At 69.0% G+C, this 23,816-nt stretch carries 22 protein-coding genes; 12 read left to right on the top strand and 10 right to left on the bottom strand.

The features are described from left to right. Window positions 1-6 precede the first annotated feature (6 nt). Both AC1PZ7_RS05660 and AC1PZ7_RS05655 read right to left on the bottom strand, forming a co-directional pair. The gene (locus AC1PZ7_RS05660; protein WP_482358531.1) at window positions 7-639 is read right to left on the bottom strand and encodes a GNAT family N-acetyltransferase; all 633 of its coding nucleotides are present in this window, start codon (window positions 637-639) and stop codon (window positions 7-9) included. A gap of 210 nt (window positions 640-849) precedes the next feature. Beyond that, a complete protein-coding gene (locus tag AC1PZ7_RS05655; RefSeq protein WP_482358530.1) occupies window positions 850-1,731 on the bottom strand; it encodes a trypsin-like serine peptidase in 882 nt (293 codons plus the stop codon). Between the two features lie 300 nt (window positions 1,732-2,031). Here AC1PZ7_RS05655 and zapE point away from each other — a divergent pair, with 300 nt between their 5' ends. The 7 genes from zapE (at window position 2,032) to lpdA (ending at window position 11,901) form a co-directional block, all read left to right on the top strand. Beyond that, on the top strand, window positions 2,032-3,252 hold the full coding sequence (gene zapE, locus AC1PZ7_RS05650; RefSeq protein WP_482358529.1) for a cell division protein ZapE: 1,221 nt from the start codon (window positions 2,032-2,034) through the stop codon (window positions 3,250-3,252). A gap of 73 nt (window positions 3,253-3,325) precedes the next feature. Then, entirely contained in the window at window positions 3,326-4,045 is a 720-nt protein-coding gene (locus tag AC1PZ7_RS05645; protein WP_482358528.1) for a DUF1003 domain-containing protein, read from the top strand. 158 nt (window positions 4,046-4,203) lie between these two features. After that, window positions 4,204-5,169: a malate dehydrogenase gene (mdh, locus tag AC1PZ7_RS05640; RefSeq protein WP_482358527.1), complete on the top strand. Its 966-nt coding sequence runs from the start codon at window positions 4,204-4,206 to the stop codon at window positions 5,167-5,169. 340 nt (window positions 5,170-5,509) lie between these two features. Beyond that, complete coding sequence (locus AC1PZ7_RS05635) at window positions 5,510-8,488, top strand: 2-oxoglutarate dehydrogenase E1 component (protein ID WP_482358526.1); 2,979 nt, start codon at window positions 5,510-5,512, stop codon at window positions 8,486-8,488. A 77-nt stretch (window positions 8,489-8,565) separates the two neighbouring features. After that, the gene (gene odhB / locus AC1PZ7_RS05630) at window positions 8,566-9,798 is read left to right on the top strand and encodes a 2-oxoglutarate dehydrogenase complex dihydrolipoyllysine-residue succinyltransferase (protein ID WP_482358525.1); all 1,233 of its coding nucleotides are present in this window, start codon (window positions 8,566-8,568) and stop codon (window positions 9,796-9,798) included. Between the two features lie 29 nt (window positions 9,799-9,827). Beyond that, entirely contained in the window at window positions 9,828-10,469 is a 642-nt protein-coding gene (locus AC1PZ7_RS05625) for a LysE family translocator (protein WP_482358524.1), read from the top strand. A 31-nt stretch (window positions 10,470-10,500) separates the two neighbouring features. Continuing rightward, complete coding sequence (gene lpdA, locus AC1PZ7_RS05620; RefSeq protein ID WP_482358523.1) at window positions 10,501-11,901, top strand: dihydrolipoyl dehydrogenase; 1,401 nt, start codon at window positions 10,501-10,503, stop codon at window positions 11,899-11,901. A 97-nt stretch (window positions 11,902-11,998) separates the two neighbouring features. Here the strand turns inward: lpdA and AC1PZ7_RS05615 are convergent, their stop codons facing one another. The 3 genes from AC1PZ7_RS05615 to AC1PZ7_RS05605 form a co-directional block, all read right to left on the bottom strand. Then, entirely contained in the window at window positions 11,999-12,121 is a 123-nt protein-coding gene (locus AC1PZ7_RS05615; protein ID WP_482358522.1) for a hypothetical protein, read from the bottom strand. A gap of 114 nt (window positions 12,122-12,235) precedes the next feature. Continuing rightward, the gene (locus tag AC1PZ7_RS05610; protein WP_482359574.1) at window positions 12,236-12,652 is read right to left on the bottom strand and encodes a VOC family protein; all 417 of its coding nucleotides are present in this window, start codon (window positions 12,650-12,652) and stop codon (window positions 12,236-12,238) included. Between the two features lie 75 nt (window positions 12,653-12,727). Beyond that, window positions 12,728-13,714, bottom strand: a complete 987-nt coding sequence (locus tag AC1PZ7_RS05605) for a tyrosine recombinase XerC (protein WP_482358521.1) — start codon at window positions 13,712-13,714, stop codon at window positions 12,728-12,730. A gap of 188 nt (window positions 13,715-13,902) precedes the next feature. On the opposite strand from AC1PZ7_RS05605, the gene AC1PZ7_RS05600 reads away from it, so the two are divergent. The 5 genes from AC1PZ7_RS05600 (at window position 13,903) to AC1PZ7_RS05580 (ending at window position 18,434) form a co-directional block, all read left to right on the top strand. Further along, entirely contained in the window at window positions 13,903-16,113 is a 2,211-nt protein-coding gene (locus tag AC1PZ7_RS05600; protein WP_482358520.1) for a primosomal protein N', read from the top strand. Window positions 16,114-16,214: 101 nt separating this feature from the next. Next, on the top strand, window positions 16,215-16,370 hold the full coding sequence (locus tag AC1PZ7_RS05595) for a DUF5993 family protein (RefSeq protein WP_482358519.1): 156 nt from the start codon (window positions 16,215-16,217) through the stop codon (window positions 16,368-16,370). Between the two features lie 10 nt (window positions 16,371-16,380). After that, window positions 16,381-16,980, top strand: a complete 600-nt coding sequence (locus AC1PZ7_RS05590; RefSeq protein ID WP_482358518.1) for a disulfide bond formation protein B — start codon at window positions 16,381-16,383, stop codon at window positions 16,978-16,980. A gap of 212 nt (window positions 16,981-17,192) precedes the next feature. Further along, window positions 17,193-17,486 (top strand): hypothetical protein, encoded by a 294-nt coding sequence (locus AC1PZ7_RS05585; protein ID WP_482358517.1) that lies wholly within the window; start codon window positions 17,193-17,195, stop codon window positions 17,484-17,486. Between the two features lie 3 nt (window positions 17,487-17,489). Continuing rightward, window positions 17,490-18,434 carry an AEC family transporter gene (locus AC1PZ7_RS05580; protein WP_482358516.1) on the top strand — a complete coding sequence of 315 codons (945 nt, stop codon included), beginning with the start codon at window positions 17,490-17,492 and terminating at the stop codon, window positions 18,432-18,434. A gap of 120 nt (window positions 18,435-18,554) precedes the next feature. On the opposite strand, the gene AC1PZ7_RS05575 is transcribed toward AC1PZ7_RS05580, so the two are convergent. From AC1PZ7_RS05575 to sdhD, 5 genes are all read right to left on the bottom strand, one after another. Further along, window positions 18,555-19,799, bottom strand: coding sequence for a glycerophosphodiester phosphodiesterase family protein (locus AC1PZ7_RS05575; RefSeq protein ID WP_482358515.1), 1,245 nt, complete (start codon window positions 19,797-19,799; stop codon window positions 18,555-18,557). Between the two features lie 91 nt (window positions 19,800-19,890). Then, entirely contained in the window at window positions 19,891-20,754 is an 864-nt protein-coding gene (gene gluQRS, locus AC1PZ7_RS05570; RefSeq protein ID WP_482358514.1) for a tRNA glutamyl-Q(34) synthetase GluQRS, read from the bottom strand. A gap of 19 nt (window positions 20,755-20,773) precedes the next feature. Then, window positions 20,774-21,556, bottom strand: coding sequence for a succinate dehydrogenase iron-sulfur subunit (locus AC1PZ7_RS05565; protein WP_482358513.1), 783 nt, complete (start codon window positions 21,554-21,556; stop codon window positions 20,774-20,776). Window positions 21,557-21,577: 21 nt separating this feature from the next. Continuing rightward, on the bottom strand, window positions 21,578-23,407 hold the full coding sequence (gene sdhA / locus AC1PZ7_RS05560) for a succinate dehydrogenase flavoprotein subunit (protein WP_482358512.1): 1,830 nt from the start codon (window positions 23,405-23,407) through the stop codon (window positions 21,578-21,580). A gap of 7 nt (window positions 23,408-23,414) precedes the next feature. After that, entirely contained in the window at window positions 23,415-23,813 is a 399-nt protein-coding gene (sdhD, locus tag AC1PZ7_RS05555) for a succinate dehydrogenase, hydrophobic membrane anchor protein (protein ID WP_482358511.1), read from the bottom strand. Window positions 23,814-23,816: the final 3 nt, after the last annotated feature.

The following is a 23,816-nucleotide window of genomic DNA, read 5'->3' as shown; positions in this document are numbered from 1 at the left end:
CCGACGTCAGTTGCCGCGCATGTTCGGCGGCAGCATGCGTTCCTGGAGATCGAAGGCCGAGGAGAAGATGGCGAAGATGTCACCGAGGAATTCGCGGGTCTGCGAGAACAGCGTGGCGCGCGGCGCGCGCATGCGCCCGACCATCTCCTCGTCGTCGAGCTTCAGCTCGGCGGCGTGGTGCACGGCGAGGTGCTTCATCGGGCTGTTATTGGGCAGGAACACGACCTGCAGTTCCTCGATGCCGCGATTCTGCGCCAGCAGCACGAGATGGCGCATCAGGGCCGAGCCGATGCCCTTGCCCTGCCACGGCCGCTCGACGCTGAAGGCGGCCTCGGCGGAGGTCGGCTTGCCGGCGCGCTTGGTCAGCGGATGCAGCTCGGCGACGGCACGCAGCTCGCCATCGACGAAATAGCCCACCGCGCTCGCATCGCCCGAGACCACGCGGTTGGCGTGCCGGGCGAGCGAATTGTCGGAGACCACGCCGCCAAAGCGCATGAAGCGGCTCAGCGGGTCCAGACGCAGCAGATGTTCCAGCAGAAGGTGCCGCTCCGCCGGCAGAAGCTTGCGGATATGGCCGTCGGGCCGCTCGCCGGCAGGGGCATGCGGGGCGAGAGCGGGCTCGACACGGCCCTCCGTCACGGAAGCATTTGCGGAAACTGTCATGGCTTGGCCTGGTTGGACCGCCTGTCGTTACTGCGGTGCAGCATAAATATGCGCACCGCACAACAATGCAACTCCTGCGCCTGCATGGCTCGCATGCGACATCGACGAGCCGGCGCCCACTCTACGCCTCATTCAGACGGCGGCCAATGCAGTGGAATTACCGGCCGCCGCGCTCCGGCGGCGACCTCAGCGGCTGGCGCTGAGCGCGCGGCTCTTGCCGACCACTTCCGTGATCGCCTGGCGCAGCGAGCCCTCGGCGGTGAGGCCGAAATTGTAGTGGCTCATCGAGAACGGCCCCACCTTGCCGGGATGGGCCGAGCGGAAGCCGACATAGACGCCGAGAAAGGCTCCGTCGGTCGACAGGATCGCGGCGCCCGACACGCCGCCCTCGGCGTCGCAGTCGATCGCCACCTCGCGCAGGCCGCTCGCCGTCGTCGCCGTCACCTTGCGGGCGCGGCAGTTCTGCAGCGAGTAGCTCTCCTGCCCGCCCGCCCGCGCCGCCGCCGCGAGCACGATCTCGCCGGGCACGCTCATGGTCCTGGCCGGCATATAGGGCTTGGCGCCGCTGACCGCGGTAGCGAGCGGCACCACCGCCCAGTCCTTCACCGCCGGCTCGGCATAAGGCTCGCGCGCGCCGCACACGACCTTGTCGACGTCGATCGGCACCACCTGCCGGCGCCCGCCCGCGGTGATGTCGAAGGTGCAACTCGTGCCCCGGCCGCGCGGCTCGCCGCCAGGGGCGAACAGCACATGCGCCGCCGTCACCAGCACGTTGCCGGAGCCGACGAGTTGGCCGGTGCCCACCGCCGAACCGCAGCGCACCAGCCCGGTGGCGCCGAAGCGCGAGGCCACCGTCGCCGCGCTCATGCCGTTGGCGACGGCATATTCGTCCCGCGTCAGGCGGCTGTCCTCATCGATGACGATGGCGGAGGATGGCAGGTTGGGACCCGTCGCGCTCTTGCGCTCCAGTGCCGAAGCCGCATCGAGCGGCGAGGCGAGGCCGCACACCGTGAGAACGATCAGGCAGATCTCCGGAACCGCCCTGCCGACCTTGCTAACGCACCGCAAATGCATCCGGGCTCCGCCCTGGCTCATGGACAGGTCGACTTTGCGGGAACGACCATGACAGCGTCAAGGCAAGAGACGAACAACGCGATGGCAACATGCACGGTTCCCGCAACTCAGCCATGCATTTCTTGCATGGACGAGGCACCCGGCACGGATTGCGGACGGCGCCGCGTGCCCTGCGAGGTCCTGTCCGGTTCGCGCCGGGGGGGGGACGATCCCGCGATCGCGGACAGCGCGGAGCTTGCTGCACGCGCCCTCTGCGGCTAAGCGTGCGCTGCAACATTGCGGGGGTGGCCCGATATGGTGGAAACGGTGGCGGCGGAAGCCGGCGGTTCGGTGCTGGCGGCGCGGTATGTCGCCCGCATGGCGGCCGGCGACATCCTGCCCGATCCCGGGCAGGCAAAGGTGGTCGCCGCCCTCGCCCAGCTCGAGCAGCGCATCGCGAGCCGGCGTCTGGCGCGCAAGTCCTCCGCCCTCGGCTGGCTCTTCGCCCGGCGCGAGGACACCATCCCGAAGGTGCGCGGGCTCTACATCCACGGCTCGGTCGGACGCGGCAAGACCATGCTGGTCGACCTGTTCTACGAGAGCGTCGCGGTCCGCAAGCGCAAGCGCCGCGCGCATTTCCACGAGTTCATGGCCGACGTGCACGCGCGCATCTTCCAGGTGCGCGCCGACATGAAGCAGGGCCGCCTCAAGGACGCCGACCCGATCGCCATCGTCGCCGCCGCGCTCTACGAGGAAGCGTGGCTGCTGTGCTTCGACGAGTTCCACGTCACCGACATCGCCGACGCGATGATCCTCGGCCGCCTGTTCGAGAAGCTGTTCGACCTCGGCGTCGTCATCGTCGCCACCTCCAACGTCGCGCCGGAAGACCTCTACAAGGGCGGCCTCAACCGCGCGCTGTTCCTGCCCTTCATCGCCATGATCGCGCAGCACATGGAGGTGGTGCGCATCGATTCGCCCACCGACTACCGCATGGAGAAGCTCGGCGGCGCGCGCACCTGGTACGTGCCGGCCGCGCACGAGACCATGGCCGACGTCGACCGCGAGATGGACAAGGTCTGGCACCGCGTTGCCGGCATCGACGGCGGCGCCCCGGCGCGGATCTCCTCGGGCGGGCGCAGCATCGCCGTGCCGCGCGCGGGCGGCGGCGCGGCCCGCTTCTCCTTCGAGGATCTGTGCGGCGCGCCGCTCGGCGCCACCGACTATCTGCGTCTTGCCCGCGCCTACCACACGCTGGTCATCGACCACATTCCCCAGCTCGACCAGGACCGGCGCAACGAGGCCAAGCGCTTCATCACGCTGATCGACGAGCTCTACGAGAAGGGCGTGAAGGTGGTCGCCTCGGCTCCCGCCGAGCCGGAGCGGCTCTATCTCGGCACCGAGGGGGCGGAGGCGTTCGAATGGGCGCGCACCGTCTCGCGGCTGCACGAGATGCGCTCGGACGACTATATTGCGCGTCCGCACGGCCGCGGCGACTCGCAGGCCAGCGGCAACACGACGGGCCTCGTCGAGACCTGACACCGAGGATTGAACCGCGCCACCGCGCGGCCAAATCTGCTAGTCCCGCCACGTCAGCACGGACGCTCCCGGCATGAGCAGTCGTCCCCATTCCAAGCACGAGACGCCGCCGCACACATGCGCGCTCACCGGGCACATCGTGTCGGCGCGCGACGGCGTGCGGCTCGACATGCTCCGCCCGGCGATGGCCGACCACATCCGGTCCATGCATCCCGACCTGCCGGAAGACGCCTATATCTCCCGCGCGGCCCTCGCCAAGGAGCGCGCCGCCTACATCGCCGCCACGCTGCAGGCCGAGCGCGGCGACCTCAGCCAGCTCGACCACGACGTCATCGAGAGCCTGGCCGCCAACGACATCCTCACCGAGAATGTCGAGGAGGAGATCGAGAGCGGCCGGACCTTCGGCGAACGCGCCGCCGATGCCATCGCCTCCTTCGGCGGCAGCTGGACCTTCATCATCTCCTTCGTGGTCTTCATCAATCTCTGGATGGCGCTGAACGTCGCCGGCGCGCTCGGCGCCTTCGACCCGTTCCCGTTCATCCTGCTGAACCTCGTGCTGTCCTGCGTCGCCGCCCTTCAAGCGCCCGTCATCATGATGAGCCAGAAACGACAGGAGGCGAAGGACCGCCGACGCTCGGAGAACGACTACCGGGTCAATCTCAAGGCCGAACTGGAGATCCGCCACCTGCACGAGAAGATGGACCACATGCTCACCCGTCAATGGGAGCGTCTTGCCGAGATACAATCGATACAGATCGAGCTGATGGAAGATCTCGCCAGCCGGCGGCGCTAAAGCCTGCGTATTCAGTATACCAATGTTCTGACCGAAAGTCGTAGTCGACCGTATTTACGCTGACGGCCTTCATCGCTTGAACCAAACGACGATAAGGTCTATCGGAACCCCCGCGCGGCGGAGCGCCGCACCCTCCCCTCGGAAAGTCAGGAAATCTCATGGCTCGAGCAAAGATTGCACTGATCGGGGCTGGCCAGATCGGCGGCACTCTCGCCCTTCTCGCCGGTCTCAAGGAACTCGGCGACGTCGTTCTTTTCGACGTGGCGGAAGGGATCCCGCAGGGCAAGAGCCTCGACATCTCGGAAGCTGCACCGGTGCTCGGCTTCGACGCCGAATTGGTGGGGACCAACGGCTATGAGGGCATTGCAGGCGCCGACGTCGTGATCGTCACCGCCGGCGTGCCGCGCAAGCCCGGCATGAGCCGCTCCGACCTGCTCGGCATCAACCTCAAGGTGATGGAGCAGGTGGGCGCCGGCATCAAGACCTACGCGCCCAACGCCTTCGTCATCTGCGTCACCAACCCGCTCGACGCCATGGTGTGGGCGCTGCAGAAGGCCTCCGGCCTGCCGACCAGCAAGGTCGTGGGCATGGCCGGCGTGCTCGATTCGGCGCGCTTCCGCTTCTTCCTGGCCGACGCGTTCGACGTCTCGGTCGAGGACGTCACCGCCTTCGTGCTTGGCGGCCATGGCGACGACATGGTGCCGCTGGTGCGCTACTCCGGCGTCGCCGGCATTCCACTGCCCGACCTCGTCAAGATGGGCTGGACCTCGCAGGAGAAGGTCGACGCCATCGTCGACCGCACCCGCAAGGGCGGCGGCGAGATCGTCAACCTGCTCAAGACCGGCTCGGCCTTCTACGCGCCGGCCGCCTCGGCCATCGAGATGGCGACCTCCTATCTCAGAGACAAGAAGCGCCTGCTGCCCTGCGCCGCCTATCTCACCGGCCAGTACGGCGTGAAGGACCTCTATCTCGGCGTGCCGGTGATCGTCGGCGCCAACGGCGTGGAGCGCATCGTCGAGATCGAGCTCGACGGCGCCGAGCGCGCCATGCTCGACAAGTCGATCGCCTCCGTCCAGGAGCTGGTCGGCGAGTGCCAGAAGATCGCGCCCGACCTCGGCAAGTGAGGACGGAACGCCGCGCGCCCTCGGCGTGCGGCGGGCCTCGGGATCGGATGTCGCGAGGACGTGAACGGCCTTCGGGCCCGATGATGGCGGCGGGGATCGCCCCGCCGCTGGCGGCGCCCTACGGTGGTGCCGATATTGCTTGTGGGTGATGCGATGCGTTTTCGCATCCCAGTGCCGCATTCCTGCGGCATTCCCGACGTGAATACGAGAGCTATATAGGACGACCCGACTTTCGCTCCGCTCTCCGGAGCACCGCAGTGAGCCCGGGGCACCGGCTTCTGGCGATCTTCGGCAAGAAAGCACTGCCACTGGACCCGAGATGGTCCCCCAGGAGCCGACTATGTCGCGCGCGGACGTGAACGAGACCTTCCTCAACACCTCTTTCCTCTACGGAGCCAACGCGGCCTGGATCGAGGATCTCTATGCCCGCTTCGAGGCCGACCCCAATTCGGTGGACGCCGAGTGGCAGGCCTTCTTCGCCGGGCTGAAGGATGCCCCGGCCGACGTGGAGAAGAGCGCCCGCGGCGCCTCCTGGAAGAAGCAGGGCTGGCCGATCCACGCCAATGGCGAGCTGGTCTCGGCCATGGACGGCAACTGGATCGAGCTGGAGAAGGCGGTCGGCGAGAAGGTCAAGGCCAAGGCCGCCGAGAAGGCGCAGAAGGCCGGCGTCGAGCTGACCTCGGCCGACGTGCAGCAGGCCACCCGCGATTCGGTCAAGGCGCTGATGATGATCCGCGCCTACCGCATGCGCGGCCACCTGCACGCCAAGCTCGACCCGCTCGGCCTCGAGCCGGTGCGCGCCGCGCCCGAGCTCGACCCGACCTCCTACGGCTTCCGCGAGGCCGACCTCGACCGGCCGATCTTCATCGACCACGTGCTCGGCATGGAGTTCGCCACCGTCCGCCAGATGGTCGCCATCCTCCAGCGCACCTACTGCCACACGCTCGGCGTCGAGTTCATGCACATCTCCTCCCCCGAGGAGAAGGCGTGGATCCAGGAGCGCATCGAGGGGCCGGACAAGGAGATCACCTTCACCCGCGAGGGCAAGCGCGCCATCCTCAACAAGCTGGTGGAGGCCGAGGGCTTCGAGAAGTTCCTCGACGTCCGCTACACCGGCACCAAGCGCTTCGGCCTTGACGGCGGCGAGAGCCTGATCCCGGCGCTCGAGCAGATCATCAAGCGCGGCGGCAATCTCGGCGTGAAGGAGATCGTGTTCGGCATGGCCCATCGCGGCCGCCTGAACGTGCTCACCCAGGTGATGGGCAAGCCGCACCGCGCGCTGTTCCACGAGTTCAAGGGCGGCTCCTGGGCGCCCGACGAGGTCGAGGGCTCCGGCGACGTGAAGTATCACCTCGGCGCCTCGTCCGACCGCGAGTTCGACGGCAACCAGGTCCACCTGTCGCTCACCGCCAACCCGTCGCATCTCGAAATCGTCGACCCGGTGGTGCTCGGCAAGTGCCGCGCCAAGCAGGACCTGCTCGGCGACGGCGAGCGCACCCAGGTGCTGCCGCTGCTGCTGCACGGCGACGCCGCCTTCGCCGGTCAGGGCGTGGTGGCCGAATGCCTCGGCCTGTCGGGACTGAAGGGACACCGCACCGGCGGCTCGATCCACTTCATCATCAACAACCAGATCGGCTTCACCACCTATCCGCGCTTCTCGCGCTCCTCGCCCTATCCGTCGGACGTGGCGAAGACCATCGAGGCGCCGATCTTCCATGTCAACGGCGACGACCCCGAGGCCGTGACCTTCGCGGCCAAGATCGCCACCGAGTTCCGCCAGCGCTTCCGCAAGCCGGTGGTGGTGGACATGTTCTGCTACCGCCGCTTCGGCCACAATGAGGGCGACGAGCCGGCCTTCACCCAGCCGCTGATGTACAAGGCCATCAAGCAGCACCCGTCCACGCTCGAGCTCTATGCCCGCAAGCTCGAGGCCGAAGGCGTCATCGAGCCGAACGAGATCGACGCGATGCGCGCCGAGTGGCGCTCCCGCCTCGACACCGAGTACGAGGCGGGCCAGGCCTACAAGCCGAACAAGGCCGACTGGCTCGACGGCCGCTGGGCCGGCCTCAAGGCCGCCGCCGCCGAGGACGATCCGCGCCGCGGCGTCACCGGCGTCGCGCTCGACGTGCTGCGCGAGATCGGCGACCGGATCACCACCGTGCCGGAGGGCTTCCACCTCCACCGCACCATCCAGCGTTTCCTCGACGCCCGCCGCAAGGCGATCCTCGAGGACGGCGCCGGCATCGACTGGTCGACGGCGGAGGCGCTCGCCTACACCACGTTGCAGCTCGACGGCCACCCGGTCCGCCTGTCCGGCCAGGATTGCGAGCGTGGCACCTTCTCGCAGCGCCATTCGGTGCTGATCGACCAGGAGAACGAGGAGCGTTTCACCCCGTTCAACCATGTCCGCGAGGGCCAGGCCCATTACGAGGTCATCAACTCGATGCTCTCGGAAGAGGCCGTGCTCGGCTTCGAATATGGCTATTCGCTCTCCGAGCCGAACGCGCTGACCCTGTGGGAGGCCCAGTTCGGCGACTTCGCCAACGGCGCGCAGGTGATCTTCGACCAGTTCCTGTCGTCGGGCGAGCGCAAGTGGCTGCGCATGTCCGGACTCGTCTGCCTGCTGCCGCACGGCTATGAGGGCCAGGGTCCCGAGCACTCCTCGGCCCGCCTGGAGCGCTATCTGCAGATGTGCGCCGAGGACAACATGCAGGTCGCCAACTGCACCACCCCGGCGAACCTGTTCCACATCCTGCGCCGGCAGCTCAAGCGCGACTTCCGCAAGCCGCTGATCCTGATGACGCCGAAGAGCCTGCTGCGCCACAAGCGCGCCGTCTCCCGGCTCGACGAGATGGCGGCGGGCACCTCGTTCCACCGCGTGCTGTGGGACGATGCCGACAATGCCTCCGGCCACAAGCTGCCCGAGGCGATCAATCTGAAGCCGGACGGCGAGATCCGCCGCGTCGTGCTGTGCTCGGGCAAGGTCTATTACGACCTCTACGAGGAGCGCGAGCGCCGCGGCATCGACGACATCTACATCCTGCGCGTGGAACAGCTCTTCCCCTTCCCGCTCAAGACGCTGGCGCAGGAGATCGGCCGCTTCAAGCAGGCGGAAGTCGTGTGGTGCCAGGAAGAGCCGAAGAACCAGGGCGGCTGGGCCTTCGTGCAGCCCTATCTGGAATGGGTGCTCGAACAGGCCGGCTCGGCCTCGTCGCGTCCGCGCTACACCGGCCGTCCGGCCTCCGCCGCCACGGCGACGGGCCTGATGTCCAAGCATCTGGCGCAGCTCAAGGCGTTCCTGCAGGACGCCCTGGGCTGACCATCCGCAAGACCTGAGTCTGCAAGACCCGAGGGAGTGCCGGCCGCACGGCTGGCAAACGGTGAGGAAGAACGAGCATGGCCACCGAGATCCGCGTTCCGACGCTGGGCGAATCGGTCACCGAGGCAACCATCGGCAAGTGGTTCAAGAAGGCGGGCGACGCCGTCGCCGCCGATGAGCCCATCGTCGAGCTGGAGACCGACAAGGTCACGATCGAGGTGCCCGCGCCGGCGGCCGGCGTGCTCTCCGAGATCATCGCCAAGGACGGCGAGACGGTCGGCGTCGGCGCGCTGCTCGGCTCGATCGGCGAAGGCGGCGCGGCGGTCCGTTCGGCGCCGGCGGCGCCCGCCAAGCCCGCAGCTCCCGCGGCCCCCGCTCCCGAGGCTCCCAAGGCCGCCGCTCCGGCGCCCGCCATGCCCGCCGCCGCCTCGAACGGCCCGGCGGTCGCCAAGCTCGCCAATGAGAGCGGCCTCAACCCGGCCCTGCTCGCCGGCTCCGGCAAGGATGGCCGCGTGACCAAGGGCGACATGCTGGCGGCCATCGCCACCGCCCCGGTCCCCGCCGCTCCTGCCCCGGTCGCCGCCCGCGCGCCCTCCAGCGCGGACGACGCCGCGCGCGAAGAGCGCGTGAAGATGACCAAGCTGCGCCAGACCATCGCCAAGCGGCTGAAGGATGCGCAGAGCACGGCCGCCATGCTCACCACCTTCAACGATGTCGACATGTCGGCGGTGATGAGCCTGCGCGCGCAGTACAAGGACGTGTTCGAGAAGAAGCACGGCGTGAAGCTGGGCTTCATGGGCTTCTTCACCAAGGCGGTGATCCAGGCCCTCAAGGACGTGCCCGAGGTCAATGCGGAAATCGACGGCACCGACCTCGTCTACAAGAACTACTACCATGTCGGCATCGCCGTCGGCACCAACAAGGGCCTCGTCGTGCCGGTGGTGCGCAATGCCGACGAACTGTCCATCGCCGGCATCGAGAAGGCCATCGCCGGCCTCGGCCGCAAGGCCCGCGACGGCAAGCTCGGCATCGAGGACATGCAGGGCGGCACCTTCACCATCACCAATGGCGGCATTTACGGCTCGCTGATGTCGACCCCGATCCTCAACGCGCCGCAGTCCGGTATTCTCGGCATGCACCGCATCGAGGAGCGCCCGGTCGTGGTCAAGGGCCAGATCGTCGCCCGCCCGATGATGTATCTGGCGCTGAGCTACGATCACCGCATCGTCGACGGCAAGGGCGCCGTGACCTTCCTGGTGCGCGTCAAGGAAGCCCTGGAAGACCCGACCCGCCTCGTGCTGGATCTGTGACCGGAACCTGATCTTCGGCGGAGAAGACAATGACCTACTTCAGCGAATTCGCGGCGCTGATGGCCGTATTTTCGGTGGTGATCGTCGCGCCGGGGGCGGATTTCGCCCTCGTCGTCCGCCAGAGCGTGGTGCATGGCCGGCGCGCCGCGCTCGTCACCAGCTTCGGCATCGGCGCCTCGCTACTGTTCCACATCAGCTACACGCTGCTGGGCATCGGCCTCGTCGTCTCGCAGTCGCTGACGCTGTTCGCGCTCATCAAATGGCTGGGCGTGGCCTATCTCCTCTATCTCGGGGTGAAGTCGTTCTTCGACAAGCCGCTGGAGATCGACGAGGGCGAACTGGCTGCCGGGGCGGAGTCGCGCCGGCCGCTCTCGCTGCCGGCCTGCTTCGGCATGGGCTTCCTCACCAATGCGCTGAACCCGAAGCCGGTGCTGTTCTTCCTCTCGCTCTTCACCGCCCTCGTGAGCCATGAGACGCCGGCGGCGGTGTCGTTTCTCTATGGCATCGGCATGGCGACCGCGCTCATCGCCTGGTTCGCCGGCGTCACGCTGTTCTTCACCAATCCCGCCGTGCGTGCCCGCTTCGCGGCCTGCGGCCGCTGGTTCAACCGGGTGACCGGCGCGACCTTCGTGCTGCTCGGCCTTCGCCTGGCTGTCCAGAAGGCAGGCTGATCACCTTAGGAATCCAAGGAAGCTGCGTCCTATGTCCTACGATCTTGTCGTCATCGGCACCGGCCCCGGCGGCTATGTGTGCGCCATCCGCGCCGCCCAGCTCGGCCTCAAGGTCGCGGTGGTCGAGAAGCGCGCCACCTTCGGCGGCACCTGCCTCAACATCGGCTGCATTCCCTCCAAGGCGCTGCTGCACGCCTCGCACCTGTTCGACGAGGCCGGGCACAGCTTCGCCAAGATGGGCATCGGCGTCGGCACGCCCAAGCTCGACCTCAAGGCCCTGCTCGGCTTCAAGGACCAGGCGGTGGAAGGCAACACCAAGGGCGTCGCCTTCCTGATGAAGAAGAACAAGATCGACACCTATCACGGCACGGCGAGCATCCCCGCGCCGGGCAAGGTCGACATCGCCATGGCCGACGGTTCCACGCAGTCGCTGGAAGCCAAGGCCATCGTCATCGCCACCGGCTCGGACGTGGCCAGGCTTCCCGGCATCGAGATCGACGAGACCCGCATCGTCTCCTCCACCGGCGCCATCGCGCTGGAGAAGGTGCCGGGCAAGCTGCTCGTGGTCGGCGCCGGCGTCATCGGGCTGGAGCTCGGCAGCGTGTGGCGGCGCCTCGGCGCGCAGGTCACGGTGGTCGAGTATCTCGACCGTATCCTGCCCGGCATGGACCTCGACGTCGCCAAGTCGTTCCAGCGCATCCTGCAGAAGCAAGAGGTGGCGTTCAAGCTCGGCTCCAAGGTCACCGGCGTCGACACCAAGGGCAAGACGCTGAAGGTCTCGGTCGAGCCCGCCGCCGGCGGCACCGCCGAGGTGCTGGAGGCCGACGTCGTGCTCGTCGCCATCGGCCGCGTGCCCTACACGGAAGGGCTGGGGCTGGAGGCGCTCGGCGTCGAGAAGGACACCCGCGGCCGCGTCGTCACCGACCATTACTACCGCACCAACGTGCCCGGCATCTTCGCCATCGGCGATGCCATTGTCGGCCCGATGCTCGCCCACAAGGCCGAGGACGAGGGCGTGGCGCTGGCCGAGTTGCTGGCCGGGCAGGCCGGCCATGTGAACTACGACGTCATCCCGGCGGTGGTCTACACCTCGCCGGAGGTCGCCTCGGTCGGCAAGACCGAGGAGGAGCTGCAGCAGGCCGGCATCGCCTACAAGGTCGGCAAGTTCCCCTTCCTCGCCAATGGCCGCGCCAAGGCCAATGACGAGACCGACGGCTTCGTGAAGATCCTCGCCGACGCGGCGACCGATCGCGTGCTCGGCGCGCACATCATCGGCGTCGAGGCCGGCGAGCTGATCCATGAATGCGCGGTGCTGATGGAGTTCGGCGGCTCGTCCGAGGACCTCGCCCGTACCTGCCACGCCCACCCGACCCGCTCCGAGGCGGTGAAGGAAGCGGCGATGGCGGTGGAGAAGCGCGCCATCCACATGTGAGCCGCGCCGGCGTCCCCGGCACGAAAATCGGCCCCCGCACGAAAATCGGCCCGGAAGTCGCCTTCCGGGCCGTTGTCGAGGGGGAGCAGGCGGATCGTCAGGTACCCTTGACCTCGGTCTTGATCTCCTTCGCCGCATGCGCCGGGCAATCGGCGAAGGCGGTTCCGGCGACGGCCGTGGTAAAGGCAAGCGCACACAGAGCGGTCACGAGACGTTTCATCGAACGGTCTCCTCTGCAGTGGGGTCCAATGGCCGGAGTGTCGCCCAGCTTCCGCAGGGTGAAAAGCCCGCGGGCGGTTCCCCGGTGCCGCCCGGCGCCGCATTTTCCGCCACTTCACGCATCCGTGTAGGTGACCGCCTCGATCTTCCAGCCGTCGGGATCGAGCAGGAAGGCTGCATAATACCCCTCGCCATAATGCGGGCGCAGGCCCGGCGCGCCGGCGTCGCTCCCGCCCGCCGCCAGCCCGGCGGCATGGAAGGCGCGCACCACCGCGCGGTCCGGCGCGATGAAGCCGAGATGGAAGCCCGGCGCCGGCGTGATCGAATCGGCCCGGTGCTGGATCCAGAACGGCGCCGCGCCGGGCGTGCCCTCCGGCGAGGGAAGCTCGCCGGGCGGTCCCCAGCAGGCCGATTCGCCCTCCGGCTCGATGTGGGAGGACACCCGCACGAAGCCGAGCGGCGCCAGCACCGCGTCATAGAAGGCGAGCGAGCGCGCATAGTCGCTCACGCCGATCGACATGTGCTCGATCATCGGGCGGATCAGGGTCATCGCGTTCTCCTCCCGCCGGGCGCCTGTCGCACGCGGAATCTATCGCGCCCGCGCAACCTACCGCGCGCGCGGATGCGCGGCCTTCCACGCCGCCATCAGCGCCGCCGAATCCACCGCCGCATAGATCTGCGTGGTCGACAGCGAGGCATGGCCGAGCAGTTCCTGGATCGAGCGCAGGTCGCCGCCGCGCCCCAGCAGATGCGTCGCGAAGGAATGGCGCAGCGCGTGCGGCGTCGCGCTGTCCGGCAGGCCGAGCCCGCCGCGCATGCGCTCCACCGCGAGCTGGACGATGCGCGGGGAAAGCGGCCCGCCCTTGACGCCACGAAACAGCGGCGCCGCCGGCTCCAGCTCATAGGGGCAGGCGCGGGCATAAGCGTCGATCGCCTCCAGCACCTGCCGCAGCACCGGCACCATGCGGGTCTTGCCGCCCTTGCCATGCACGATGATCTGGTCGCCGCGCCCGGGCTCGGGCATGTCGCGGCGCATCAGGCCGAGCGCCTCGGAAATGCGCAGCCCGGAGCCGTAGAGCAAGGCCAGCACCGCCGCGTCGCGCGCCAGAACCCAGCTCTCGCGCGCCTCCCCCGCCCGCGTGGCCGGATCGGACAGGGCGCGCGCATCCGCCGGCGCCAGCGGGCGCGGCAGGGTGCGGGCGATGCGGGGCGCGCGGACCGCCGTCAGCGCCCCGACCTTGCCGAGCCCCTCGCGTTCCAGATGCCGGCCGAAGGAGCGCGCGGCGGCGAGAAAGCGCATCTGCGTGCGCGCCTCGATGCCCTCGGCGCGGCGCGTCGCGATCACCGCGCGCACGTCGCGCGGCTGAAGCTCCGCCATATCCGCCAGGCTTGGCTGCCGGCCGAGCTGGCGGGCGAGGATCGACAGGAAGGTCGCCACGTCGCGCGCATAGGCCTCGCGCGTCTTCGGCGAGAGCCGGCGCTCATGGCCGAGGCGCCCGAGCCAGCCCGACAGCGCCGCCGCGACATCCGGCGCCGCGCCTGCGAGCAGCCCCCGTTCGGCCCGTTCCGCCTTCTGTGCATCGCTGCTTGCCATGCGCCCGCTCTCCAAATCGCCGGGGAGCCTAGCATGAGAAGGGTTTAGGTTTCGTCGCCGCCTTCGGGCGCGTCGTCCTCCCGGAATTGCCGCAGGCAATGTCCGGGATCGTCCGCGGGACGGCGACGCGAAGGCGTCGCGACGCCCCCGGCGACGCGCCCCGCCCGGATGCGCTATGAAGGCCTGCCATGCCCCGCTCCGCCGATTCCACCCCGCTCTTTCCCCCGCGCGAAAGCGTCGTCGACGTGCTGCTGCCGGTCGCCATCGGCTCGGCCTATTCCTACCGCGTGCCGGAGGGGATGGAGGTCGCGGTCGGCGATATCGTGGTGGTGCCGCTCGGCACGCGCAACATGCTCGGCTGCGTCTGGCCGCGGGCGGAAAACCCCAAGCCGGTCGATCCGGCCAGGCTCAAGCCGATCCAGCGCCGCTACGACGTCGCGCCGCTGAACGCGGCGATGATCGCCTTCATCCGCTGGATCGCCGAGTACACGGTGACGCCGCCCGGCATGGTGCTGCGCCTCGCGCTGCGCCATGACGAGAGCGCCGGCATCGCCCGCGAGCGCACCGGCGTGCGCCTCACCGATCACCGGCCGGAGCGGCGCACCGCGGCGCGGCAGAAAGTCATCGCCGCGCTGCAGGACGGCTTCGTGCGCTCCAAGACGGAAGCCGCGCGCGAGGCCGGCGTCTCGCCCTCGGTGGTCGACGGGCTCGTCGATGACGGTGTGCTGGAAACGCTCGTGCTGCCGCCCGAGCCTGCCGCCGAGATGCCCGACTCCGATCATTCCCGCCCCGATCTGCTGCCGGCGCAGGCCGAGGCCGCCGCCCGGCTGGTGGAGGCGGTGGAGGCACGCGCCTTCCAGCCCTTCCTCATCGACGGCGTCACCGGCTCCGGCAAGACCGAGACCTATTTCGAGGCGGTGGCGCAGGCGATCCGGCAGGGCCGGCAGACGCTGATCCTGATGCCGGAGATCGCCCTCACCCAGACCTTCCTCGATCGCTTCGCCCGCCGCTTCGGCGTGCGCCCGGCGGAATGGCACTCGGCGGTGTCGACGAAACGGCGCGGGCGCCTCTTCCGCGGCGTCGCCTCGGGCGAGGTCAGCGTGGTGGTGGGCGCGCGCTCGGCGCTGTTCCTGCCGTTCCGCGACCTCGGCCTGATCCTCGTCGATGAGGAGCACGACAGCGCCTACAAGCAGGAGGACGGCGTCCACTACCACGCCCGCGACATGGCGGTGGTGCGCGCGCGGATGGAGGGCGCCACCATCGCCCTCGTCTCAGCCACCCCCTCCATCGAGACCGAGGTGAACGCGCGGCGCGGACGCTACACGCGCCTCGCTCTGCCCGAGCGTTTCGCCGGCACCAAGGTGCCGCGGCTGGAGCCGATCGACCTGCGCCGCGAGGGGCCGCCGCGCGGCCAGTGGATCGCCCCGCGCCTGGCGCGCGAGATGGAGCGCACCGTCGAGGCCGGCGGGCAGGCGCTGCTGTTCCTCAACCGGCGCGGCTATGCCCCGCTCACCCTCTGCCGCACCTGCGGCCACCGCATAAAATGCCCCTCCTGCTCGTCCTGGCTGGTCGAGCACCGCTTCCGCCGCCGGCTCGAATGCCACCAGTGCGGCTATGCCATGCCGGTGCCCAGCGAGTGCCCGAACTGCCATGAGCCCAACTCCCTCATCCCCTGCGGGCCCGGCGTCGAGCGGCTGCACGAAGAGGCGGCGAAGCTGATGCCGGAGGCCCGGCTGCAGGTACTCTCAAGCGACCTCGCCGGCGGGGTCGAGCGGCTGCGCGCCGAGCTGAAGGCCATCGAGGACGGCGAGGTCGACATCATCATCGGCACCCAGCTCGTCGCCAAGGGCCACAACTTCCCCGGCCTCGCGATGGTCGGCGTGATCGACGCCGATGTCGGGCTGGGGCACGGCGACCCGCGCGCCGCCGAGCGCACCTTCCAGCTGCTGCATCAGGTCGCCGGCCGCGCCGGCCGCCATGAGGTGGAAGGCCGCGCCTTCCTGCAGACCTACATGCCCGAACATCCGGTGATGCAGGCGCTGGTGGCCGGTGACCGCGACGCCTTCTATGACCGCGAGATCGCCATCCGCGAGGAAGCGCACCTGCCGCCCTTCGCCCGCTTCTGCGCCCTCGTCGTCTCCGGCACCGATCCCCATGCGACGCAGTCCCATGCGAGGGCGCTGGCCGCCTGCTCGCCCTTCACCAATGAGGTACGCGTGCTCGGACCCGCCGAGGCGCCGCTGGCGCTGATCCGCGGCCGCCACCGCTACCGTCTGCTGGCGCGCTCGGAGCGCGGCTTCGACCTCTCCGCCTATGTCCGCGCCTGGATGGCGGCGGCGCCGCGCGCCACCGGCAGCCTCAAGGTGGAAATCGACATCGACCCGCAGAGTTTCCTGTAAACTCAGGAGCGCCGCCGCGATGCGTCATGACATTGCGTCCGTCTCCTGCTTTGTTCATGTGCGGTAGCATTTGCCGGCGGCGCAGCGGAGCATGCAGCATCATGATGAGCCTTCCCTTTTTCGGCCTGTTTCTCGCCCTGGCCTTTGCCGGGGTCGGGCAGCGCGGCCTCGCGGTCGTCGCCTGGCTCGTCTCGATCGTCGTGCTGGTGGCGCTGTTCCGCGCCCACGCCACCGACGCCCTCGACATCGTGCTGTGAGGAGGGCGCCATGAACGCTGAAACCCCGCGCGGCCTCCTCACCCCGGAACTCTCCCGCCAGCTCAACGTGCTCGGCCTTCTCGCCATCGGCGCGGTGCTGCTGGTCGCCTTCTACGACCAGTTCGTCGGCGGCGAGCTGCCCTGCCCGCTCTGCATCCTGCAGCGCGCCGGCTTCGTCGGCGTCGGCGTCGGGCTGGCGCTCAACGTCAAGTTCGGTCCCCGGCCGAGCCACTACGCCATCGCCATCCTCTCGGCGATGGCCGGCGGGATGGTCTCCGCCCGGCAGGTCCTGCTGCACATCGTGCCCGGCACCGGCACCTTCGGCGCGGCGATCTTCGGGCTGCACTTCTACAGCTGGGCGCTGCTCCTCTTCATCGTCATCGTCGCCGGCTGCGCGCTGCTGCTGCTGTTCGACCGGCAGTTCGAACCCGCCCCCGCCGTCCGCCGGCTCGGCGGGCTGGCGCTCGCCGCCTTCGCGCTGATCGCGCTGCTGGCGCTCGGCAACGGCGTCTCGACCGTGCTCGAATGCGCCGGCGGCCTGTGCCCCGATAACCCGGAGGGCTACCTGCTGCTCGACGGCGAGCCCCCCGCCGCCGCGCCCGCGCCCTGAGCGGCGATCCGGCAAGAGCGACGCGCGCGCCCGAATTCCCCCGTCACCATTGACGAGGGCGCGCGCGACGCCTAGCTTCCGGGCCATGATGATCGTTTCGATCGAGAGCGGGCGCCTGAGCGCGGGACGGCGAATTCGTCGCCCGGCCGACATGTTCGGCCGGGATTTCTGACGCGCGACCTCCCCCAGCCTTCTCGTCATCGGACGCAATCATGACCGTCGATCTTTGTCGCCATCGCCTCGTCGTCGAGGCGGATGCCCATCCCAACCTCATGCTCCGCCTGCTCGAACCCTTCGCCATCCACGACGTCCAGCCGACGCGCATCCGGCTCGACGGTCCGGCGAATGGCCGGGTCGATCCCGCCAATCTCGGCGACATGCGGGCGGAGATCGCCTTCGTTGCCTCGCCCGAGATCGCCGAACGCCTGTGGGCGCGGATCGACGTGATGGTGCCGGTACGGACCTCCCACCTCGTCTCGAGCGCCTCGAACGAAGCGGCGGCCTGAGCCATGCTTGCCCAGCTCGGCGCCATCGGCCTGGTCGTGGCGCCGGTCTTCGGGCTCATCGGGCTCGGCTTCGTCGCCTCGCTTTCCGGCCATCTGCGCGAGCGTGCCGCCGAGGGCCTGTCCGAATATGTGTTCGGGCTGGCCGTGCCGGTGCTCATCTTCAAGACGCTGGCCGAGGCGCAGCTGCCGCAGGAAGGCCAGCCCTGGGGCTACTGGATCGCCTATTTCACCGGCGCCTTCATCGTCTTCGCCCTCGGCATGACGGCGGCGCGCCGCCTGTTCGGCCGCGCCCATACCGAGGCGGTGATCCACGGCTTCACCTCCGGCCAGGCCAATACGGTGTTCGTCGGCGTGCCGCTGATCCTTCAGGCCTTCGGGCCGGAAGGCGCGGTGCCGCTGTTCCTGCTCATCGCCATCCACCTGCCGATCATGATGGTGGTGGCGACCGTGCTGGCGGAAGGCGCCGGGGCCGGCCTGTCGCTCGCCACGCTGCGCCGGCTCGGCCGGATGCTGGCCTTCAACCCGATCCTGCTCGGCATCTATGCCGGCGGCATCGCCAAGCTCGCCGGCTACGTGCCGGGCGGCGTGCTCAAGCAGACGCTCGACATGCTCGCCGCCTCGGCGGTGCCGTGCGCGCTGGTCTCGCTCGGCCTCGCCCTGCACCGCTATCCGATCCGCGGCGACATCGGCCCGGCCGTCGTCATCTCCACGCTGAAGCTGGTGGTGCACCCGGCCATCGTCTACGCGCTGACCCGGGTGCTGCCCATGCCGCCGGTCTGGGCCGACGTGGCGGTGGTGTTCGCCGCCATGCCCTGCGGCATCAACGCCTATCTGCTGGCGCAGCGCTACAAGGCCGGCGTCACGGCGTCGGCCAGCGCCGTGTCGCTGTCGACCGCCGCCAGCCTGTTCACCGTGACGGTCTGGTTCCTCATCCTCGGCGTCAGCTAGGTTTTGCCGTCATCCCGGACGGTCCGCAGGACCGCGCCGGGATCGTGGGCAGAATCTTGGGCGAGAGGAAGAGGGATCCCGGCTGTCGCTGACGCTCGGCCGGGATGACGCTGATTATCCTCAGTCCAGCTTCATGCAGTTGGCGTAGAAGGTCGTCGTCGCCGGCCAGTCGGAGAACACGCCGATCACGCCGATCTCGCGCGCCAGCACGTCGAGCAGCGCCAGCGTGTCGCCGTCGCGATCGGTGATCGACTTGATCGACTGGTAGTAATAGCCGCCGCCATCCTTCAGCGGGCCGGAACGCTCCAGCGACCAGGCGATGAGGCCCAGCCCCGCCCGCTTGGCCTCCTGCGCATAGCGCGAGGGAACGATCCTGCCGTCGCGCGCCGTCACCAGCATCCACAGCGGCGGGGCGAGGATCTTCACGCCCTGGTCCGCCAGTTCCTGCATGGAAGGCGCCCACGTCTCCGGCTTCATGTTGTCGAAGCCCTTGGTGGTCTCGTCGCGGTCGTCGAGGAACACCGCCTGCGCGCCGAATTCCGGCTCCGCCTTCAGCCAGTACAGCACGTCGCGCAGCTGGAAGGACTGGGGGTAGACGTCGCGCGGCGCGACACCGGCCGCCTTGTACTCGTCGATCATCTGCTGGGCGTAGGCGTCCTGCGTGTAGTCACCGTCGAACGGCATGGCGACTTCCGGTGCCTTGAGCTCGGGGGTGAATTTGAGCCCGAGCGACTTCACCAGCGCGATATAGTCCTTGTGCGACATGAGCGTCGCGCGGTCGACATAGAGGTCGGTACGCCAGCGCGGCGTCGCGTTCATGTAGTCGGCGACGGTCGTCGCATTGGGATTGGCGGCGTCCATCTTCGGCTTCAGCGACCTGAACTCGGCCAGGGTGAGGTCGCTGGTGCAGCATTTGGCGCGGGCCTTGCGCCCGGTCGCCGGGTCCGCCGGCGTGAAGCCCTCGCTGCATTTGGCGGCGAGTTCCGGGCGGGCGAGAATGTCCGTCGTGGTGTGCAGGTCGCATTGCGCGTGGCGGCACACCAGCTCGCGGTCCTTGGTGAAGGCGATGTCGCACTCGATCACGCCGGCGCCCATGCGCGCGGCGGCGAGATAGCCCTCGCGCGTATGCTCGGGAAACTGCAGCGGCGCGCCGCGGTGCGAGATGGAGAAGTTCTTCGTGGCGAACGGCCCCTTGCAGCGGGCGAGTTCGTCCTTCAGCGGCCCCTCCCTCATCTGGTCGACGAGGTAGAAGGGGCGCGGGCCGAGTTCGGCCGGGCCGTCCGGCGCCTGCGCGGCGGCGGTCGCCGCGCCGGCGAGCGAGAGGAAAAGGAGGGCGGCGGCGCGCAGCCGGGAGAATGGGGGCATCGGGGGGCTCCGTCGGGGGGCGGATGGAGAATAGCCCTCGCTACCCTGTCCCGGTGACATCCATGTTACGGCGCGCACAATATACAGCCGGCTAATATTCACCTTCCAACGCCATCCGCCGCGCCTCCTCCGGCGTGACGTCGCTCTCGCGCAGCTCGCGCAGGCTCTGCGAGCCGAGGGATTTGGACAGCTTGCGCCCCTCGGCGTCGGTGAGCAGGGCGTGATGGGTGTAGAGCGGCGCCGGCAGCCCGAGCAGCGCCTGCAGCAGCCGGTGCACCGAGGTCGCCGCCTTCAGGTCCGCGCCGCGCACCACATGGGTGACGCCCTGCAGCGCGTCGTCCACCACCACGGCGAGATGATAGGAGGTCGGCACGTCCCTGCGGGCGAGGATCACGTCGCCCCAGGCCAGCGGATCGGCCGCGACGGTGCAAGGCGCGCCGCCGGCCGCGTCGGTCTCCTCCCACGCCAGCGCCACGGCGCGCGGCATGTCGAGCCGCAGCGCATGAGGTTCGCCCGCCGCCATTCGCGCCGCCCGCTCCGCCTCGCCCATCGCCGCGCGCGGAAAGGGAAACAGCGGCGCCCCGTCGGGGTCGCGCGGCCAGTCGGCGATGTCCGCCACCGCGCGGCGTATGTCGCCCCGGCTCTCGAAGCTCGCATAGACGAGGTCCATCGCGGCGAGCCGCTCCAGCGCCGCCGCATAGTCCGCCATGTGCTCGGATTGCCGGCGCACCGGCCTTTCCCAGTGGAGCCCGAGCCAGGCGAGGTCCTGATGGATCGCCGTCTCATAGGCGGGCAGGCAGCGCGTCGCGTCGATGTCCTCGATGCGCAGCAGCAGGCGCCCGCCGGCGCGGCGCGCCAGCGCGTCGTTGAGCAGCGCGGAGCGCGCATGGCCGAGATGCAGCAGCCCGTTGGGGCTCGGCGCGAAGCGGAAGACGGGGCGGGCGGAAGCGTTCATCGCCCGATGGTGTAGCGCGTCAGAACTGGCGCGCCACCATCATCTTCTTGATCTCGGCGATCGCCTTGGCCGGATTGAGCCCCTTCGGGCAGGCCTTGGCGCAGTTCATGATGGTGTGGCAGCGATAGAGCCGGAACGGGTCTTCCAGATCGTCGAGCCGGTCGCCGGTGGCCTCGTCGCGGCTGTCGATCAGCCAGCGATAGGCCTGCAGCAGCGCCGCCGGGCCGAGATAGCGGTCGCCGTTCCACCAGTAGCTCGGGCAGGAGGTCGAGCAGCAGGCGCACAGGATGCACTCATACAGCCCGTCGAGCTTCTCGCGGTCGCCGCGCGCCTGCCGCCATTCCTTCTCCGGCGCCGGCGTCTCGGTATGCAGCCAGGGCTCCACCGAGGCGTGCTGGGCGTAGAACTGGGTAAGGTCCGGCACCAGGTCCTTGACGACAGGCATATGCGGCAGCGGGTAGATCTTCACCGCCTTGGCATCCACCTCGTCCATGCTCTTCAGGCAGGCGAGCGTGTTGGTGCCGTCGATGTTCATCGCGCAGGAGCCGCAGATGCCCTCGCGGCAGGAACGGCGGAAGGTCAGCGTCGGGTCGACCTTGTTCTTGATCCAGATCAGCCCGTCGAGCACCATCGGCCCGCAATCGTCGCGGTCGACATAATAGGTGTCGACGCTCGGATTCCTCCCGTCATCCGGGTTCCAGCGGTAGATCTTGTACTCCGTCAGCCGGTTGGCGCCGGTGGGCTTGGGCCACACCTTGCCCTCAACGAGCTGCGAGTTCTTCGGAAGCGTGAGCTGGACCATGGCGCGCGATCGTTCCCCGGCTCAATAAACCCGCTTGCGCGGTTCGATGTACTGGATGTCGTTCGACAGCGTGTAGGTGTGCACCGGGCGCTCGTCGAGGCGCACGGTCTGCGTCTCGAAATCCACGAAAGCCAGCGTGTGCTTCATCCAATTGGCGTCGTCGCGCTCGGGAAAATCCTCCCGCGCATGCGCGCCGCGGCTCTCGGTGCGGGCCGCCGCGCTCTCCATCGTCACCGTCGCCAGCGCGATCAGGTTGTCATATTCCAGCGTCTCGATGAGATCGGAGTTCCAGATCAGCGAACGGTCCGTCACCTCGATGTCGCTGGTGCCGGCGAACACGTCGGCGATCAGCTTGCGGCCTTCCTCCAGCACCTCGCCGGTGCGGTAGACGGCGCAGTTGTTCTGCATCACCTTCTGCATGGACAGGCGCAGCTCGGCGGTCGGCGTGCCGCCATCGGCGTTGCGGAAGCCGTCGAGGCGCGCCAGCGCGAGATCGGCGGAGTTCGCCGGCAGCTCCGGCTGCGCGCCGCTCGGGGTCAGCAGATCGGCGCAACGCAGCGCCGCCGCGCGGCCGAACACCACGAGGTCGGTCAGCGAGTTCGAGCCGAGGCGGTTGGCGCCGTGGATCGACACGCAGGCGCATTCGCCCACCGCCATCAGGCCGGGCACCACATGGTCGGGGTTGCCGTCCTTCTTGGTCACCACCTCGCCGTGGAAGTTCGTCGGGATGCCGCCCATGTTGTAGTGCACGGTCGGCAGCACCGGGATCGGCTCCTTGGTCAGGTCGACGCCGGCGAAGATGCGCGCGCTCTCCGAGATGCCGGGCAGGCGCTCGTGCAGGATCGCCGGGTCGAGATGGTCGAGGTGCAGATAGATGTGGTCCTTGTTCTTGCCGACGCCCCGCCCCTCGCGAATCTCCATGGTCATGGAGCGCGAGACGACGTCGCGCGAGGCGAGGTCCTTGGCGGAAGGCGCGTAGCGCTCCATGAAGCGCTCGCCCTCGGCATTGGTGAGGTAGCCGCCCTCGCCGCGCGCGCCCTCGGTGATCAGGCAGCCCGAGCCGTAGATGCCGGTCGGGTGGAACTGCACGAACTCCATGTCCTGCAGCGGCAGGCCGGCGCGCAGCACCATGGCGTTGCCGTCGCCCGTGCAGGTATGGGCGGAGGTGGCGGAGAAATAGGCCCTTCCATAGCCGCCGGTGGCGAGGATCACCGTCTGCGCGCGGAAGCGGTGCAGCGTGCCGTCGTCCATCTTCAGCGCGATGAGGCCGCGGCAGCGCCCGTCATCGTCCATGATCAGGTCGAGCGCGAAATACTCGATGAAGAACTCGGCCGAGTGCTTCAGCGCGGCGCCGTAGAGCGTGTGCAGGATGGCGTGGCCGGTGCGGTCGGCGGCGGCGCAGGTGCGCTGCGCAGTGCCCTTGCCGTAGTCGGTGGTCATGCCGCCGAACGGGCGCTGGTAGATCTTGCCTTGCTCGGTGCGCGAGAACGGCACGCCCCAGTGCTCCAGCTCGTAGACGGCGGCCGGCGCATGACGCACGAGATATTCGATGGCGTCCTGGTCGCCCAGCCAGTCCGACCCCTTGACGGTGTCGTACATGTGGAAGCGCCAGTCGTCCTTGCTCATGTTGCCGAGCGCGGCGGCGATGCCGCCCTGCGCCGCGACCGTGTGCGAGCGGGTGGGAAACACCTTGGTCACGCAGGCGGTGCGCAGCCCTGCCTCGGAGCAGCCGACCACGGCGCGCAGGCCTGCGCCGCCGGCGCCGACGACGACGACGTCATAGGTGTGGTCGGTGATCGGATAGGCGGCGCCGTTCACCGATGCGCCGTTGCCGGAGATGGTCTCGGCCATCGGTTCCTCAGCCTCCGAAACTGATCTTGAGGATGGCGAACGCCCCGGCGCCGCCAACCGCGATGGTGAAGAAGGTGTTGGCGATCAGCGCGAGCACCTTCATCCCCTCGCTGTGAACGTAGTCCTCGATCACCACCTGCATGCCGATCCGCATGTGGAAGGTCACCGAGAACAGCAGCAGCAGCAGCACGACGGCGACCAGCGGGTGGCCGAGCGTCGCGACGGTCGCCGCGTGCCCCTGGCCCGCCACGCAGATGACGATCGGCAGGGCGATGAGGATCAGGATGAGATTGGCAAGCGCGGTCACCCGCTGCAGCCAGAAATGGCCGGTGCCGGAGCGCGCCGAGCCGAGGCCGGCGACGCGCCGGCGCGGGGTGCGCATGGAGGAACCCGGAGAGGTGCTCATGGT

The sequence above is a fragment of the Ancylobacter sp. TW_SC_1 genome, from assembly GCF_056836805.1.
Note: the sequence above shows the minus strand (reverse complement) of the source record. Positions and strands in the feature narration are given on the sequence as shown.